Source organism: Microbacterium allomyrinae (genome assembly GCF_020682705.1).
In the GTDB taxonomy this organism is placed as follows: domain Bacteria; phylum Actinomycetota; class Actinomycetes; order Actinomycetales; family Microbacteriaceae; genus Microbacterium; species Microbacterium allomyrinae.
Genome location: NZ_JAGTTN010000009.1, coordinates 1 through 16,206 on the forward strand (window position 1 = coordinate 1; position 16,206 = coordinate 16,206).

The window sequence follows — 16,206 nt, forward strand, 5'->3', positions numbered from 1 at the left end:
GCGCGGGCTGGCGCGGGCGGGCGCGGGCTGGCGCGGGCTGGCGCGGGCGCGGGCTGGCGCGGGCGAGCGCGGACGAGCGCCGAGAAGACACCGCATTCGCGCCGAGACACCACAGGATCCATGGTGTTTCGGGACGGATGCGGTGTTTCGGCAATCGATGGGTCCGTCGGACCGGGCGGTGTTCTCGGACCGGGCGGTGTTCTCGGGGACCCGGGCGTGGTTCTCGGGCCCGGACGATGTGCCGGGGCGACGTGGCGTCTCGGTCAGCAGCGCGGCAGTCAGGGCGCGGGGGGAGTGGGGACGCGGACGTCGAGGTCGAGGCGGTCCTGGAGGCTCCGAAGGAAGTCCTCGCTTCGGTCGCGGCGCACCTGTGCGAGTTCGTCGACGGCTTCCGCGACGGCATCGGCGAAGATCCGCCCACCGGCGTCGCCCGGATGGATGCGGTCGCCTGCGAGAAGGTCCGCGTGCGGTGCGATCGCGCCCGACCAGTCGGCGATGCCGACATTGCGGCGTGAGTCGGCGAATGCCTCCAGATCGGCGTTGACACCGGGGATCCAGTCGCGGGGCGCGTACGCGTTCACCAGCACGAGGTCGCGGTCCGGGCCGACGGTCGCCGCCATGCGCTCGAGAGACTCCAGGTCGACGGGCCCGTTCGTGCCCAGCGCGACGACGACGTGAGGGCGGAGGCGTCCGCCTTCGGCGAGGGAATCGAGGATGCCGGGACCGGCCCAGATCGAGCGGGACACCTCCGCGTCCACCTCGATGCCCGGGAGGCGCGCCAGCAGGCCGGGCGCGGAGGCCAGCATCACGGAGTCGCCCACGGCGGTGATCTGATCACCCGGGACGTCGTCGCCCTGTGCGTCGGACGCGTCCGTCGCCTCGCTCTCGGCTTCGGTCCCCTGGTCGGTGGCTTCGGCCTCGGCATCCGTGCCCTGCGGTGTGGCGACGGGGGCAGGCGGGGCATCGCGCTTCGCCTGTTCGAGGGCACGACGCCCGGCCTCGACGACCGTTTCACTGCGGGACTCTTCGGGGGCTGCAGCGAGGGCGGCGCCGGTGCCCGCGAGCACGAGGACCCCGGCCAGGCTGACACCCAGAGCGCGCACACGCGCCCGAGGCCCGCCGCGCAGTCGCGCGGAGAGTGCTCGCAGCGGGGCACGGAATCCGCGTCGGCGCACCGGCGTCTCGATGAACCGGTATGACAGAGCGGATGCCACGCCCGTCGCTGCGAGCACCCCGACCCCGACCCACACCGGCACGCCTGCTGCCGTTCCGGTGCCCTGCACCGCGGCGACCGCGAGAACGAGCAGGGGCCAGTGCCAGAGGTAGATCCCGTAGGAGCGGTCGCCGATCCATCGCAGGGGCGCGACATCGAGCGCACGCCCGAACCAGGAACCGGGCCAGACCCCGGCGGTGATCGCCACCGCAGCGAGGAGGCTGGCGACCAGAAGCGCTCCGGGGAAGGTCGCCGCGGTGTCGGTCGGGGCGAGCATCGCGATGGCGACGATGCCCGAGACCGCGACGACGCCGGCGATTCCGCCGATGCGCCGGGTCGCGGGCGCGTCGACCCAGCGCGGGTGTGCGGCAGCGACACCGTCCGCAGACGAGGCTCGCGAGAAGAGCGGTGCCAGGAGGAACGCCAGTGCCACGCCGATCAGCAAACCGAACGCATGGGTGTCGGTGCCGAAGTACGCACGGGCCGAGTCGCCGCCGCGTGCGATGAGCACTCCCATCCACACCGCGGACCCTGCAGCCAGCGCGCCGGCGATCGCCACGCGCGCCCACACGCGCGGCAGCAGGAGGAAGAGCGGGAACAGGAGCGGCCAGAGCAGATAGAACTGCTCTTCGACCGCGAGCGACCAGAAGTTGCGGAAGAGCTCGGGCGACGCTGCCGAAAAATAGCCGCCGCCATCGGCGATCGACACCCAGTTGTAGCTGAACGTCGCCGCCGACGCGACCTGAGCTCCCAGGCGCACGAGCACGTCGCCGCCGACGAACCACGCGAGAGTCGAGCACACCGCGACGACGAGGGCGAGAGCGGGAAGCAGGCGGCGCACGCGACGCAGCCAGAACCGCCCGAGGGCGATGCGCCCGGTCGATCGATGCTCGCGCAGCAGCAGGCTCGTGATGAGGAACCCGCTGATGACGAAGAAGACATCCACCCCGATGAACCCGCCGGACAGCAGGCCCGGGGGGAAGAGGTGGTAGACCACGACCAGCGCCACCGCGATCGCTCGAAGCCCGTCGAGGCCACCGAAGCGGGAGACGGGGGATTCAGCAGGCGCAGTCGACGTCATGAGCTCTCAAGAGGGGGAAGAAGTCATCCTACGTGCTCGCTGCGCGAGTATCACCCTGACCTGCCGCATCTCCATGCCCGGGAGGGCAGGGGCGCAGGGCAATAGGGTGGAAGGGTGCGGATCCGGCTCGACATCGCGTATGACGGCACGCATTTTCGCGGCTGGGCACGCCAGCCGGGCCATCGCACCGTCCAGGAGACGCTGGAAGCCGCCCTCGGCCGGGTGCTGGGCGGTGCTCCGCGCCTGGTCGTCGCCGGACGCACGGATGCCGGGGTGCACGCCAGCGGCCAGGTCGCGCACGTCGACCTGGACGACGCGCAGCGCGAGCGATTGCTCGCCCGCCGGATGCGGGTGCCCGACGCGCCGGCCTCTGATCGGGTGGCGGCGCTCGCCGCTCGCGTGACCGGAGTCGTCGGGGCGTATTCGGATGTCGCGGTGATCCGGACGGCCGCGGCCGCACCGGGCTTCGACGCGCGCTTCTCGGCCGTCTGGCGACGATACGAGTACCGGATCGCCGACGCCGTATCGGGCTACGATCCGCTCGAGCGGCACCGCACCACCACGGTGCGGGCCGCGCTCGACGAGAAGGCGATGGATGCTGCCGCCCGCAGCCTCATCGGGCTCCACGACTTCGCCGCGTACTGCAAGCCCCGCGAAGAGGCCACGACGATCCGCACCCTGCTCGAGTTCGACTGGCGCCGGGATGCGCAGGGGGTGCTGGTCGCACATGTGCGGGCCGATGCCTTCTGCCACAGCATGGTGCGCGCGCTGGTCGGCGCGAGCGTCGCGGTCGGCGAAGGGCGTCTCGGCGTTGACGATGTGGCCGACATCCGTGATGCGCGCGAGCGCGTGCCCGAGGTCAAAGTGCTCGCCGCGCGCGGGCTCACGCTGTCGGAGGTCGGCTATCCGGCCGACGACCTGCTCGCCCAGCGGGCCGAGCAGACCCGCGGCCGCCGCACGCTCGACTGACCGGCGCCGGTGCGGAGTAGAGGCTCCGAGCCCGCCGCTAGACTGACCGGAGCGTGCCCTCCGGGGCGGAGACCGGGGGGTTCGAATGCGTACGATTCGCCGTTTTGCCGGAGTGGCCGTGATCGGCGGGCTGACGGCGGCCGCTCTCGTGGGTTGCGGCCCGGCACCATGGGAGTCGGGCACCGCCCCGACGGCATCGCCGACTTCGACGTCGACCTCGGTGCCGACCCCCGTGCCGAACGACCTCTCCGGCGGGTCGACGCAGCGTCAGCTGGTGGCCGGGGCGGTCACCGCGACGATCGACTACTGGTCCACGCTCACGATGGACAAGTGGACCGCCGACGCGATCAAGCCCGTCAGTATCGCAATGAGCACGACGGTGGTTCCCGACGACGGTCAGAAGGTCTATCTGCAGCGGGCGACCATGACCGCCGTGCCCTCGACGCCTGCCGGCGCCCTCACGCCGCTCGCGGTGCAGACCGATACCGCGGCGGTCAGCCCGGGGTACCTCGTGCTGTCGCCATACAGCTACTCGCAGACGTTCAACGTGGGCCCGGTGCCCGAAGAGGCGACGTTCGTCACGCTCCAGTTCGCGTACGACTTCCTCGTGCAGACCACGCCGACCTCGAGCGAGTACGCGAAGCAGACGGCCACCGACACGATCACCGTGGCTCTGTCTCGCTGAGCAGTCGCTGCACGACGTCGGCGCCGACACGCTCCCACCGGTCGCCGCCCTTCTCGCTGGCCAGGCTGGCGGCTTCGCGGCCTGTGTAGACGAGCGCGTCGAGGTCGTATCCGAGAACGGATGCCGGCGCCCAGCCGGCACTCGCGGTGGGGCGGATCGCGAGGCTGCCGTCCACGTCGAGGTCGGGCACCCGCTCGAGCACGGCGCGCAGGTGATCGCGCACGTCGGCGTCGGCTCGCGGCACGAGCACCACGGCCGTCCCGGTGGATGGCGAGCCCACATCGGACTCCGCAGGAAAGACGCTTCGCACCTCTTCTTCGAACCGGGCGGAGAGTTTCGCGAGCGCGGTCGCGCCGGCCGTCTGGCGGATGTCCTCTGCGTCATCCAGCCGCAGATAGACGACCGACCAGGCCTCGGACGTGCGCTGGGCGCGCAGCAGGCGTTCGGTGGCCGTCCGCTCGAACAGCTGCCAGTCGGTCGATGCGGTGGGTGTGCGAACGAGCCCGCCCTCACGAGCGGCGATGCCCACGACGGCCACGAGTGCGCACCCGACGTACGCCAGCATGCCGATGGAGGCGATGATCCGCAGCAGCGCGAAGTCGTCGCCGCCCGACGGCGGGAAGAAGAAGCCGGCGGCGAAGCTGCCGACCGCCAGCACCACGAAGGCGAGCGACACGATCGCCAAGGGCAGCACGAGCCGGTCGTTGCGCCGTTCCGGGGCACGGACCCAATCGATGAAGAAGAGCCCGGCGAAGGCGGATGCCGCGAGGAACGCGATGCGGTACGCGGTCGTGAAATTGTCGTCGCCCACCGACGCCAGTGTCACGGCCGACAGCACCGCGAGAGCGACACCGGCCCAGCCATGGGGTCGCAGACCCCACTGGGCGCGGAATCCCGACCAGAGGAAGGCAGGGGCACCCATCAGGGCCCCGAGCGAGGCCCGGCGCAGCGTCTCCAGATCGTTGATCTCGCCTGCGGTCACCCCGTATGTCGCGACCATCGCGAGCGCGAAGGCGAATGTCCAGTACAGAGTCGCCGCACTCGGTCGGATCATGAAGGCGATCCCGATCGTGAGCATCGTCGCCAGCGTCGCGATGGCGGCCAGCGCGATCTCCAGCTCGTAGCCGGTCATGGAGGGGACATCGCTCATGAGTGCGCCTTCGTCGATGTGCGTCGACCGGCGTCGCCGGAGCGGGGAAGCTGCACGGCGACCGTGGTGCCGACACCTGCTTCGCTGTCGATCGTCAGCGATCCGCCGTGGGCCGAGACGATCTCATGGGAGATTCCGAGACCGAGACCGGTGCCGCCTGCCTTCTGCTTCGCCTCGGCGGTGCGGAAGTAAGGAGTCATGATGTTGGGCAGATCGTCCGCGGCTATGCCGATTCCGGTATCGCGCACGGTGAGAGAAACGGAGTCGGATGCGATCGATCCGATGATCTGCACCCGCCCGTCGCGGGGCGTGTACTTGATGGCGTTGCTGACGATGTTGTCGACGACCTGACGCAGGCGGAAGCCGTCTGCGATCACGGGCAGCGGCTCGTCGATGCGCAGGTCGAGTTGGACTTCGTTCGCGGCCGCGGTGGGGCGGAACGACTGGACGGAATCCACAAGGATCTGGCGCAGGTCTATGTCGTCGACGTCTTCTCGGCCGGTGAAGCCCTTGCGTGCCAGTGAGAGCATGCTGTTCGTCATCGTCAGCATCCGCTCGCTCGCGTTCACGATCGCCTCGAATCGCTGACGCGTCCGGGGCTCGAGCGTGTCCATTTCGAGCGCGAGTTCGGCATTGCCGATCATGACGGTGAGCGGGTGCTTGAGTTCGTGCGAGGCCATCGCCGTGATCTGCTCCCGCTCGCGCTGAGCCTCTGCGATCGCCGTCACATCGTGCACCAGCAGCAGGACGGTCGGTGCTTCGTCGCCCGAGGTGCCGAGGCGCTTCGCGGTGATCGAGAGAGCCCGCCACTCGCCCTCGCGGGTGAAAAGCCAGACCGAGGCGTCAATGAACGTCTCGCCGCGCGCCGCGCGAACGAACGGACGCTCGGACAGCGGCACCGGCATGCCCCGCCGCGCGGTGTACTCGACCGACCCCGCCGGGAGCATCGGCTCGAGCGGATCGAGTCCGTACAGCCGTGCGTATGCGTCGTTGACGGTGAGAACCTGACCGTCGACGGAGAGCTGGGCGACTCCGGTGTCGACGCCGTTGAGGATCTCGGTCGTGCGCCGTTCCTGGTTCGAGCGCCGGTCGAGAGTCACGGTGAGTCGGCCCGCCTGACGCCTGAGGAGACGGCGCAGGGCGCGGGTCCGGCGCAGCGCGAGGTGGGCAGTGATGCCGATGAAGGTGAGGGAGAGCAGGACGATGAGGATACGCAATGCCGATGCGCTGCTCGGGCTGAGGGCGGAGTCGACGAGCAGGATGGCGCCGACGGTCGCGAGCATCGCGGCGAGCACGATGCCGCCGAAGTGCATGCCCACCCACATCACGGGGAAGACCCACAGATAGCTGAAGCGCAGGTCGGTGTTGCTGGCCATGAACCCGATCGCGACGGTGTCGGCGAACGGGAGGACCAGCACGGCGTTCGCGGGCAGACGAGACCACGGCACCGCGAGCGCGCCGACGCTGATCACGATGATGGCGAGGGTGCCCAGCGCGTAGTTCCAGCGTGCGAAGAGCACGGGCTGGAGGGCGAGCACGAGGACGCTGATCGTGACCACGCTGGCGGCGAGCACCATCTGGGTCAGCCAGATCGAGCGGGTGCGCGCGTCGGGGGTGCCGACGTCGAACGTCGCTCCTGCTATCCCCCCGGAAGACATGCTCCGATTCTAGGGACCCGCGCGGCAGACAGCGCGAGGCGGCGAGTCGACCTTTCCTTGAGGTTGTCTTGCGCAACGCTTGCGGGTTCGTTGGCGACCCGTGATCGTGCGCTTGCGGTCGGCGCGGGAGAGTGGTCCCCGGCGCCGCTGCGGTGCCGCGAATCCGACCTGAAAGCGAAACCGTGACCGACCTCGTGCCCTACACCCGCACCGCCCGTTCCCTGCGTGCGACTCACGAGCTCACGAGTCACGAATCACCCGCCGGAGGAGCCGCACACGGGTTCGCCGATGACTTCGAGACGGTTCTCGACGAGGCATCGGTCCACCGCTCGACCATCGGCTGCGTCATTCCCGCGTACAACGAGGAGGAGTCGATCGCACAGGTGATCGAGTCCCTCCTGAGCCAGACGCGGGTTCCGGATGTCGTCCATGTCGTCGTCAACAACACGTCCGACGCGACCGTGCGGATCGCATCGCAGTACGCCGGCCCGCACGAGATCGTGACGGAGCTCGGAGAGCAGTTCACCGAGGTGTTCGTCCACGACATCGGCAAGAACCCCGACAAGAAGGTCGGTGCCCTCAACTACGGCTTCACGCTCGTGGAAGGATACGACTTCCTGCTCGGGGTCGACGGCGATACCGTCGCCGACGCGCAGGCCGTGGAGTATCTCGAGTCGGAGGCGACCTCGGACACCCGCATCGGCGGCATCTCGGCGATCTACTCGATCGACGATCGGCCCATCAAGGGCGGCATCGCGAAGTTCCTCATCACCGGTCAGCGTGCACAGTTCGCCGCGTTCAACCTGCACAACCTGCTGCGCGGCCGCAACATGGCGGTCCTCGGCGGTCAGTTCTCGATCTTCTCGACCAAGGCGCTGCGCGACGTCATGAAGGAGAACCACCAGTCGACGCCGTGGGTCAAGGACTCCGAGGTCGAGGACTCGCTCCTGTCGCTGCAGATCAAGAGCGCCGGCTATCTCACGAAGATCAGCCCGTTCGCCCGCGCCAACGTCGGTGGGATGACGACGCTGCGCGCACTGGACGCGCAGCAGGTGAAGTGGACGTATGGCGCGATCGAGCTGATGTGGCCGGGTCAGCGTGGCGACACCAAAGGCCAGCCCTTCCACCCGAACCTGCGCGTGCGGTGGCTCGAGAACTTCGGCATGCTCACCAACCTCTTCGTCCGCGTGGCGTTCGTGGCACTGCTGGCCGGTTCGTTGTCGCTCGGCGCGTTCGTCTTCTCGCCCTGGTGGCTGCTGCCGCCCGTCGTCGCGATCGCGCTCAACACCCGCATGGCGCTGACCATGGGCAATCGCACCGGTCGCGATCTCTTCTTCGCGATGACGCTCGTACCCGCCGAGGTCTACATGTGGCTGCGCCTGAGCTATTTCGCTCGGTCGTGGACCCGCTTCCTGTCGCGCAAGAAGGTCGACAACTGGGCGATGCAGGCCAAGGCCGAGCGCGGAGCGGGCCTCGGCCATTGGACGCCGCTCGTCGTGGTCGTCGGCGTGATCATCGCGATGGCCGTGATCTGGACGATGCTCGGTCCGGTGGTGCAGTCGACCATCCTCTGGATCGGCTGGCCGATCGTCGGGATCGTCACGGTGCTGCAGACGCTGTCGATGTTCTTCAAGCTCATCCGTCGTCAGCACGGATACAAGGTCTGACGCGCCCGAACGCGTCGGAGTGGGGCGCCGATGGCTGGGGAGCATCGGCGGACCACGGGGCATCCTTCCGGAGGGGGAGGATGCCCCGTTACTGTTCTCAGCAGGTCAGGAGTCGGCGGTCAGGCGGTAGCCGACGCCGCGAACCGTCTCTATGTAGCGAGGGTTGGCCGGGTTGTCGCCGAGTTTGCGCCGGAGATTCGTCATATGCGCCTCGACGGCCCGCTTGTCGGCGTCGCCCACGAAGTAACTCGTGACGTAGGACTCACCACGGAGCACGAGCGTCAGATCGGCCTTGCTGCGCACGCGCCGCTTGGACTCCAGCAGGGTCGCGAGCAGATCGAACTCGGTGCGCGTCAGCTCGAGCTCTTCCTCGTCGATGAGCACGATTCGACTCTCGGCGTCCAGGCGCAGGTCGCGGTGGACGAGCCACGCCGCGTCGCCGTCGAACACCGCCGCCTCGGTCGAGGAGACCGGGACGGGCACGATGGCGTCGCTCGGTGCGGCGCGGCCGACGTCCACGGCAGCGGTCGGCGCGACGTACGCCGAGCCGTGCGCGGCCTGGGTCGGGACGGCTGCGGTGGCGGGCCGTGCCCCGGGAAACGAAGGTCCGACGCTGCCTTGGATGGGTGCGGCGGCGGACGCCGCCGGCGTCGCGCCCGGACCGCCGTCGCGAGTGCGGCGCAGCAGCGCCTCGACACGTGCCCGCAGCTCGCGCGGGCGAAACGGCTTCAGCAGGTAGTCGTCCGCGCCGGCTCCGAGGCCGGCGACGACATCCGCCTCGTCGTTGAGTCCCGTGAGCATGACGATGTAGGTGTCGGACCCTGCGCGGATCCGCCGGGCGGCCTCGAAGCCGTCGATGCCGGGCATGTTGACGTCGAGCGTTGTCAGCACCGGCTGATAGGTGAGCACCGCCCGTACTCCGTCGATGCCGTTGCCGACGGAAACGGTCGAGAAGCCCGCCGACTCGAGCACTTCGGCGAGGATATGACGGATCTCGGGGTCGTCCTCGATGATGACGGCGGTCTTCAACTCGTCGGCGGGGCTGTTCATGGGCGAGGACGTCCTCTCGTTCACGGTGCGTACAGGTACGCCCGAAACCGAACCCCAGCTGCGGCCCCCGACGCGTGTAGCGAGTACCCCGATGCTACACATTCCTGGCGACGGCTCGGCGAGGCCCCTCACTCGGTGACGACGTCGCGCGTGAGGTCGATGGCCGATTCGGGCCACCATGACCCCGCTGCCGGGCCGCCGTTGCACGGGCCATCGCTCTCGCCGGGGACCTTGATCCACAGGTTCGTGTCGATGACGTCGTCGCCCAGCGACCCGCCGGGCTCGCCGACGAGGCGCCCTGGGGGGTTGCACCATTCGCCGGTGGCGCCTGCGCCGTTGCGCGAGGTGTCGATGATCGCGTGGAGACCGCTCGACGAGTCCGCGACCTCGTGGGCGTAGGCGATCTCATCTGCCGTGCCGTTGTAGTTGGAGACATTCGTCGCGAAACCTCGGATGGCGTCGCCCGCGTCGAGCCGATCGATCAGATCCGCCATCTCGTCTGCGGCCAGCCAGCTCGAGTGCCCGCCGTCGACGTAGATCCACGTCCGCTCCGACGCCAGGGCGTCGATGGCGCCGCTCAGCTGTCGGACGCGGTCTGCGACGTTGCCGCACTCCGGGGCCAGCGCCAGGCTGTCGGGCTCGAGCACGACGATGGGGGAGACATCGGAGGCTTCCGACAGCGCTTCCCCGATCGCCGTCGTCCAGGCCGTGTACGCGTCTTCGTCCAGGCCGCCCGCGGAGTGATTGCCGCAGTCGCGCCCCGGCAGCCCGTACACGACGACTCCGAGACGGGCCGACTGCGCGCGCGCCTCCGCAGCGAGGTGTCCGATGCGTTCGGCGACGACCCCGACCGGGTCGGCCTCCGGCAGCAGCCAGTACATCGTCGGCTGCTCGCTGAGGTACTGGGCAGCGGAATGCTCGGCGGTCCCTTCGGCGGCGTCGGATGCGGCCTCGGTCGCGGCCGAGAGATCGGATGCGACGATGCGGGTGCCCGGACCCGGAGGCTGGGCCGTCGCTGCCTGACCCACGGCGAAGGCGACGGCGAGCGCGATCGCGACGACGAGAACGACACCCGTGATGGCGACCAGGGCGACACGACGCCGTCGCGATCGTGGCGAGCGCGCAGGGATGGTCGGAAGTGGGGCGGCCATGGGGGGACTCTATCGTCGCCCTGGGCATCGCCGTTCCCGGCGCCGGTGCGAACCCGAGGCCGGTGGGCTCAGGCGACGGTCGCGGCGACCGCCGTCGTCCTGCGTGGGCTGCGCGATGCTCGTGCCGGCGCGGGACTCGCCGGCGCCGTGAGCACTGCGAGCAGTGCGCGCGCGGCATCCGCTCCCGCGACGTCGGCCGCGTCGTCGAACGCTCGCGCGATCAGCGACGCCGCAGATTCGAGCGCGCGTGCCCGGTCTGCCGCCGCGCGTGCGAGGGTGACCTCGCGATCGGCGGCCCCGTACTGCTCGCGGAGGCGCGCGCGAGCGGCCTCGTCGCTCACGGGCGCCTCAGCGCTCGCCTCGAGGGCGCCTGCCGCGTGGCGGCGGGTGACCTCTGCCCGCCGCATCGCGTGCAGCGCGGCATCGGCGGATTCTCGTGTGGACTGCCGGACGGCCTCGAGGGCCGAGACCACGTCGATCGCGCGCGCCGCACGCGCGTGATCCGGGCCCGGAAAGACCACGGTGGTCGAATCGTAGGTCCGACGCGCGGCGGCGCCGGTGCGGGTGGTGCTCATGTCGTCTCCATCGATGTCGGGTGACCTTCTGAAAGTGCTGTGCGTCGTCGCGACGACACCAGGCAGATACCCTGTCGTCACGCTTCCCACGTAGGGTGGAGTCGTCATGAAGGTGATTTCGTACAACCTGCGCAAACACCGTGCGGCCGGCGAGCTGGTGCATCTCGTCGAGCAGCATGCTGCGGACGTGCTCTGCCTCCAGGAGGCCGACACATCCGACATCCCGGACGAGATCTCCGGCCTGCGCCTGGCGGATTCGACGCAGCGCAACCGCCTGGGTCTCGCGGTCTACTACCGCGAGAACACCTACCGTGCCGTCGACGTGCGTGCGCTGGCGCTGAAGAAGTCACTCCATGATCGGGTGCTCAAGCCTGCCGAGGAGCGCCTGCTGGGGGTTCGCCTCCACGACATCGACGAGAACATCGACATCATCGTCGCGTCGTTCCACGCGGCTCCCCTCACCGCGCTCAACTCGCTGCGCCGCCACCAGATCCGCACCGCGCTCGCGGAGCTGCAGCAGCTCGGCGAAGGGCTGCCGGCACTCATGGTGGGCGACTACAACTACCCCGTCTTCAAGGAGCACCTCGGTCAGCACGTGCGCGATCAGGGGTACGAGCTGAATCTCAGCGACTCGCGCACGTACACGCGCTACCGGTTCTTCCGCGGGCACTACGACTTCGCGACATCGATCGGCTTCGAGATCGATCGAGTGCGCACCCTTCCCCAGGGCCGCAGCGACCACCTGCCCATCCTCGTGACCGCGCGCCCGGCTGCCGGCATCCGGCGCACGGTCGAGGTCGAGGCGCATTCGGGCGCGGCCTGATACCGACCGCAGGCGGGGCCCGCAGAATCTCTCGACTCTGCGGACCCCGCCTTCTCTCGCGCGTACCGTGCTGCTACTGCAGGGGGCCGTACAGCGCCGGCGACGTGCGGGCATGCGTCGCCTGCTCGAACGCGTAGGCGAGGCCCAGCAGCGTACCCTCGGCGAAATCACGCCCGAGCAGCTCGAGGTTCACGTTCGCACCCGGGATCGCCTCGCTCGCCGTCGCCTGGCCCATGGGCAGCGTGACGGACGGCATGCCGGTGTTCGGGCTCAGCCGCAGGTTGGTGCTCTGCGTGCCGTACGGATTGCCCGACGGGTAGACGAGCGCGTCGAGATCGAGCGAGTCCAGCATCCCCGTGACCAGCACCTTGCCGTCGGCGAGGACCTTCGTGTGCGACCCCTGCGGACCCGCCCATGCCTGATACGTCTCTTCCGTGACGGTCTCGCGCGAGACGTACGTGCTGAGGCGCGAGGGCACGTGGTTGCCCTCGGCCACGATGCCCGGAAGGCTGCGCGCGGTCACATCGGGATCCAGATGCGTGGCGATGTACGAGTTCAGGTCGTGCTTGAACTCGTTGTTGCTGCCGCTGCCCTCGTTGAGGACGGCCGTGAAAGCCGCCGAGCCGGAGACCTCGACGACCGTGGCGCCGAGCGACTCGAGGGTGGCCCGTGTCTCGTTCCACAGTCGCACCGTGGTCGCATTGGTGCCGATCATCGATGCCACGTAGCCGATGCGCGCACCCTGCAGGGCGTTCGCGTCGAGCGACGCCGTGTACGACTCCGGAACGAGATCCGCCTGCCGCACGGTGACGGGATCCGCCGGGTCGACGCCCACGACCGCATCGAGTGCGACGGCCGCGTCGACGACGCTGCGCGCCATCGGGCCGCCGGTGTCCTGGCTGAGTGCCAGCGGGATGATGCCGTCGCGGCTGGCCAGGCCCACGGTCGGACGGATGCCGACCAGCTGGTTGTACGACGAGGGAACGCGGATCGAACCGCCGGTGTCGGTGCCGAAGCCGATGCCGGCGAGGTTCGCCGAGATCGCCGCACCGGTGCCACCGCTGGAGCCGCCCGCGGTGCGGGAGGTCGAGTACGGGCTCGCCACGAGCAGCGACGTGCCCGGCGCCTGGAAGGACGAGAACTCCGAGACGAAGCCGAAGGCGAACTCGTCCAGCGCGGCCTTGGCCAGGATGACGGCACCCGCGTCGCGGAGGCCCTCGACCATGAACGCGTCGGTCGCGGTCTGGTTGATGTTCCAGCAGCCGCAGCCGCCGGTGGTCACCATATCGGCGGTGTCGTAGTTGTCCTTCAGAGCGATGGGCACGCCGAGCAGCATGCTGGTCATGCCGTTCTCGGAGCGCTCCGCGTCGGCGGCGGCGGCCGCCGCGAGAGCCTGCTCGCTCACCGTGATGATCGAATTGAGCGGGCGTCCGGTGTCGGAGGGATCGACCTTGGTCCGGTCGTACGCGGCGATCCGGTCGATGTACTCCTGGGTGATGTCGACGGACGTCACCACTCCGGCGTTCATCGCCGCCTGCATGTCGATCACGGAGGCCTCGAGCAGTTCGAACGGACCGTCGTCGTACAGCACGCGCTGGGACAGCGACGCGATGTCGGCGACCGTGATCTCACCGTCGCCGTCGAGGTCGATGAGGGCGATCGACGCCCACGTGGGGTCGGTGTCGGTGACACCGATGCTCAGGGCCGCGGCATCCAGGTCGGCGATCGTGACCTGGTCGTCGCCGGTGAGGTCGAGTTCTGCGTAGAACGGCGCGAGGAACGGCGCCGCGGTCTGCGTCGCAGGGTCCGCGGCGGCGGCGGGCACGGCGACAGCCGTTGCGGCGACCGTGCCCAGGATGGCGGCGACGGCGATCGCACGAGCGGCGGGCTTGTTCACCGTGAGTCTCCTCTGGAGGGATGTGGGTTCGATGGCGGGGGAGGCGGCTGCGGTGCGGTTCATCGCGTCACCGCCCGTCGGCGCAGGACGAGAACGACGCCGAGGCCGATGACCGCGGCGGCGATGAGACCGGCGATGATCCAGACCGCCGCGTCGGCACCCGTGATCGCGAGCGGGCCGCTGCCTTCGCTCGAGGCCGGTTCGGCGCTGGTGGACGGGGTCGGTGTCGCGGACGGCTCGGGCGTTGCGGACGGCTCGGGCGTTGCGGACGGCTCCGGCGTCGGCGCTGCCACGACGGTCGTCGTCGCGGTGACCGGTGCGCCGAGCGTGGCCGTCTCGCTGGTCGAGCTGATGAACGTGGCGCTCTCGAGGTCGATGTCGGCGAGCCCGTCGGTCAGCGCGGTGAAGCTGAACGTGATCAGCGACAGCGATCCGGTCAACCCCGGCGACGTGCCCAGACGCGTGTGGGTGAAGCTCACGGTGCCGGAACCGCTCGAGACCGAGTCGAAGCCTCCATAGGGAAAGGAGCCGGTGGCGTCGTCATATGAGATCAGCGCCGGGTCGAAGCCGATCGTCAGCTCGTAGGCGAAGAGGTCCGTCGCCGCGGGCGCGGAGATCGTCACGTCGAACGTGTCTCCGGCCGTGACGGATGCGGGAGCGGCGATGGTGATCGCGCCCGTCTCGGGCGCGGCGGCGAGGGCCGCAGGCGCGAGAGCGACGGCGCCGCCGAAGAGTGCGGAGGCCGCGGCGACGACGGCGATTCCGCGAGCGCTCGCGCGTCTCATGCGGGTTCGGATGGTGGATTCAGGCATGCGTGAGCAGGTCCTTCTCTGTGGCGGACCGTCGACGCGCATGCGAGTGCATTTCGCGCCGGCGCGCCCGGATATATCGGGTACCTGGACTCTTCCACCGCCGTGTTTCCCCGCGATTTCCGAATGTTGCTCGGGAATCACACGCGGTATGAGAGAGGTGCTCGGTCCTCCCGATCAGACGCCGGCGAGCGTCGGATCAGCGTCGTTCCACTTCTCGATTCCCTGCACGACCCAGAACGCGAAGAACAGTGCGAGCGCAGCCGCTTCGGCGATGAGGACGATCGGAATGCCGCTGCCCCCGGCCTGCGGGAGCACGAAGACGTACGCCACGAGCACCAGCACCAGTCCTGCCGCGATCAGCGCGTAGAGAATGCGGAAGACCGGAGCGGGCGGTGCGCCCCGGCGAGGGAACGCCGTGAGGATCGCCACCAGCGCGAAAAGGGCGAAGAAGGCGATCGTCGCGACGAAGTGCCCCTGCTGCAGGAACGCATTCCGCGCGAGCGCCCACGCGAGTCCGACCACGGCGAGCACCGCGACCGTCACCGCCAGCGAGAACCACACCGCGGCGAGCGACACCTGTCGGAGCGCGGCCAGAAGCACCGCGACCAGCACGGTGAGCCCGCCCACGATGAGGTAGGTCATGACGCCGTTCGCGGCATCCGCTTCATAGGCGGGCGGAAAGCAGCGGTACGTGCACGGCACGGCGACGCCCGGGATGGAACCGGGGACGACCGTCGTCGGCACGAGCGCGATCAGCGGTGCGAAGAGAGCGGATGCGTCGAGAAGCGCGCGCTCGATGCCGGTGCCCGAGAGGGCGACGAGGGCGAGGGAGGCGGCGATGAGGGCGCCGACGAAGGCGTCGCGCGCGGGACTGTAGAAGTAGTCGCTCATCGACGGCAGCCAGCCGACATCCTGCGCGGCGAGCCCGACCGATACGAAGATCACGACGATCGTGCCCGCGATGCCGATGCGCAGGTAACGGTACGTGCGCTCCAGCGATGTCGAGACCGGCGCGGTGGACATGAGGTCAGGCTAGCGACACGCGCCGACGCAGGACCCGGCCACACGCGCGCCGGGACGGGAAGGCGACGCTCAGGCTCCGAAGTACGCGCGGGCCGAGCGCGTGTAGAGCAGGATCAGGCCGATGATCGACAGGCCCGCTCCGGCGATCGCCGACCAGAGGCTCTCTCCGGAGAACATGCCGAGCACTTCGAGCACGATGTTCAGCACGAACACGATCGTCGCGATGGTCCGAGCCGTGGGGTTGCCGCGCCACAGCCCGACACCCACGGCGAGCGTCACGCCGCCGATCAGAAGGCTGATCCACCCGAGGATGGCGGGCCACGTGACGAAGACGCCGGCGATGATGACGACGATCGAGCCGATGATCTGCAAGAACCCGGACAGCCACGCGATGATCGCGACCAGGGTCACGCCCAGGGGACGGTTCGCCATGAGAGCCTCTCGCTCGGTCG

At 69.5% G+C, this 16,206-nt stretch carries 14 protein-coding genes; 4 read left to right on the forward strand and 10 right to left on the reverse strand.

The features are described from left to right. Window positions 1-278 precede the first annotated feature (278 nt). The gene (locus KEC57_RS17600; protein ID WP_229386006.1) at window positions 279-2,294 is read right to left on the reverse strand and encodes an acyltransferase family protein; all 2,016 of its coding nucleotides are present in this window, start codon (window positions 2,292-2,294) and stop codon (window positions 279-281) included. A gap of 114 nt (window positions 2,295-2,408) precedes the next feature. Between KEC57_RS17600 and truA the strand changes: the two genes are divergently transcribed. Further along, window positions 2,409-3,263, forward strand: a complete 855-nt coding sequence (truA, locus tag KEC57_RS17605) for a tRNA pseudouridine(38-40) synthase TruA (RefSeq protein ID WP_229386007.1) — start codon at window positions 2,409-2,411, stop codon at window positions 3,261-3,263. An 85-nt stretch (window positions 3,264-3,348) separates the two neighbouring features. Continuing rightward, on the forward strand, window positions 3,349-3,948 hold the full coding sequence (locus tag KEC57_RS17610) for a hypothetical protein (protein WP_229386008.1): 600 nt from the start codon (window positions 3,349-3,351) through the stop codon (window positions 3,946-3,948). On the opposite strand, the gene KEC57_RS17615 is transcribed toward KEC57_RS17610, so the two are convergent. Next, a complete protein-coding gene (locus KEC57_RS17615) occupies window positions 3,926-5,098 on the reverse strand; it encodes a hypothetical protein (RefSeq protein ID WP_229386009.1) in 1,173 nt (390 codons plus the stop codon). The genes KEC57_RS17610 and KEC57_RS17615 overlap by 23 nt on opposite strands. Then, complete coding sequence (locus KEC57_RS17620) at window positions 5,095-6,756, reverse strand: sensor histidine kinase (protein ID WP_229386010.1); 1,662 nt, start codon at window positions 6,754-6,756, stop codon at window positions 5,095-5,097. Before KEC57_RS17620 ends, KEC57_RS17615 begins: the two co-directional genes overlap by 4 nt. A gap of 182 nt (window positions 6,757-6,938) precedes the next feature. Between KEC57_RS17620 and KEC57_RS17625 the strand changes: the two genes are divergently transcribed. Continuing rightward, a complete protein-coding gene (locus KEC57_RS17625; protein ID WP_229386011.1) occupies window positions 6,939-8,423 on the forward strand; it encodes a glycosyltransferase family 2 protein in 1,485 nt (494 codons plus the stop codon). 105 nt (window positions 8,424-8,528) lie between these two features. Here KEC57_RS17625 and KEC57_RS17630 read toward each other — a convergent pair whose 3' ends face one another. From KEC57_RS17630 to KEC57_RS17640, 3 genes are all read right to left on the reverse strand, one after another. Continuing rightward, window positions 8,529-9,473: a response regulator transcription factor gene (locus KEC57_RS17630; protein ID WP_229386012.1), complete on the reverse strand. Its 945-nt coding sequence runs from the start codon at window positions 9,471-9,473 to the stop codon at window positions 8,529-8,531. Between the two features lie 128 nt (window positions 9,474-9,601). Continuing rightward, entirely contained in the window at window positions 9,602-10,624 is a 1,023-nt protein-coding gene (locus KEC57_RS17635) for a glycoside hydrolase family 6 protein (RefSeq protein ID WP_229386013.1), read from the reverse strand. 68 nt (window positions 10,625-10,692) lie between these two features. Continuing rightward, the gene (locus KEC57_RS17640; RefSeq protein ID WP_229386014.1) at window positions 10,693-11,199 is read right to left on the reverse strand and encodes a hypothetical protein; all 507 of its coding nucleotides are present in this window, start codon (window positions 11,197-11,199) and stop codon (window positions 10,693-10,695) included. A 106-nt stretch (window positions 11,200-11,305) separates the two neighbouring features. Here KEC57_RS17640 and KEC57_RS17645 point away from each other — a divergent pair, with 106 nt between their 5' ends. Beyond that, window positions 11,306-12,022 carry an endonuclease/exonuclease/phosphatase family protein gene (locus tag KEC57_RS17645; protein ID WP_229386015.1) on the forward strand — a complete coding sequence of 239 codons (717 nt, stop codon included), beginning with the start codon at window positions 11,306-11,308 and terminating at the stop codon, window positions 12,020-12,022. A 73-nt stretch (window positions 12,023-12,095) separates the two neighbouring features. Here KEC57_RS17645 and KEC57_RS17650 read toward each other — a convergent pair whose 3' ends face one another. From KEC57_RS17650 to KEC57_RS17665, 4 genes are all read right to left on the reverse strand, one after another. Next, a complete protein-coding gene (locus tag KEC57_RS17650; protein ID WP_229386016.1) occupies window positions 12,096-13,919 on the reverse strand; it encodes an amidase family protein in 1,824 nt (607 codons plus the stop codon). 59 nt (window positions 13,920-13,978) lie between these two features. After that, a complete protein-coding gene (locus tag KEC57_RS17655; protein WP_229386017.1) occupies window positions 13,979-14,704 on the reverse strand; it encodes a cohesin domain-containing protein in 726 nt (241 codons plus the stop codon). A 201-nt stretch (window positions 14,705-14,905) separates the two neighbouring features. Beyond that, window positions 14,906-15,754, reverse strand: coding sequence for a hypothetical protein (locus KEC57_RS17660; protein ID WP_229386018.1), 849 nt, complete (start codon window positions 15,752-15,754; stop codon window positions 14,906-14,908). Between the two features lie 69 nt (window positions 15,755-15,823). Continuing rightward, a complete protein-coding gene (locus KEC57_RS17665) occupies window positions 15,824-16,186 on the reverse strand; it encodes a hypothetical protein (RefSeq protein ID WP_229386019.1) in 363 nt (120 codons plus the stop codon). Between the last annotated feature and the right edge of the window lie 20 nt (window positions 16,187-16,206).

What these genes read in the sequence shown, in the direction of transcription:
- KEC57_RS17615 (WP_229386009.1), bottom strand. Translation starts at nt 5,098, where the DNA reads ATGAGCGATGTCCCCTCCATGACCGGCTACGAGCTGGAGATCGCGCTG.
- KEC57_RS17640 (WP_229386014.1), bottom strand. Translation starts at nt 11,199, where the DNA reads ATGAGCACCACCCGCACCGGCGCCGCCGCGCGTCGGACCTACGATTCG.
- KEC57_RS17655 (WP_229386017.1), bottom strand. Translation starts at nt 14,704, where the DNA reads ATGAGACGCGCGAGCGCTCGCGGAATCGCCGTCGTCGCCGCGGCCTCC.
- KEC57_RS17660 (WP_229386018.1), bottom strand. Translation starts at nt 15,754, where the DNA reads ATGTCCACCGCGCCGGTCTCGACATCGCTGGAGCGCACGTACCGTTAC.
- KEC57_RS17610 (WP_229386008.1), top strand. Translation starts at nt 3,349, where the DNA reads ATGCGTACGATTCGCCGTTTTGCCGGAGTGGCCGTGATCGGCGGGCTG.
- KEC57_RS17600 (WP_229386006.1), bottom strand. Translation starts at nt 2,294, where the DNA reads ATGACGTCGACTGCGCCTGCTGAATCCCCCGTCTCCCGCTTCGGTGGC.
- KEC57_RS17645 (WP_229386015.1), top strand. Translation starts at nt 11,306, where the DNA reads ATGAAGGTGATTTCGTACAACCTGCGCAAACACCGTGCGGCCGGCGAG.
- KEC57_RS17620 (WP_229386010.1), bottom strand. Translation starts at nt 6,756, where the DNA reads ATGTCTTCCGGGGGGATAGCAGGAGCGACGTTCGACGTCGGCACCCCC.
- KEC57_RS17630 (WP_229386012.1), bottom strand. Translation starts at nt 9,473, where the DNA reads ATGAACAGCCCCGCCGACGAGTTGAAGACCGCCGTCATCATCGAGGAC.
- KEC57_RS17635 (WP_229386013.1), bottom strand. Translation starts at nt 10,624, where the DNA reads ATGGCCGCCCCACTTCCGACCATCCCTGCGCGCTCGCCACGATCGCGA.
- KEC57_RS17665 (WP_229386019.1), bottom strand. Translation starts at nt 16,186, where the DNA reads ATGGCGAACCGTCCCCTGGGCGTGACCCTGGTCGCGATCATCGCGTGG.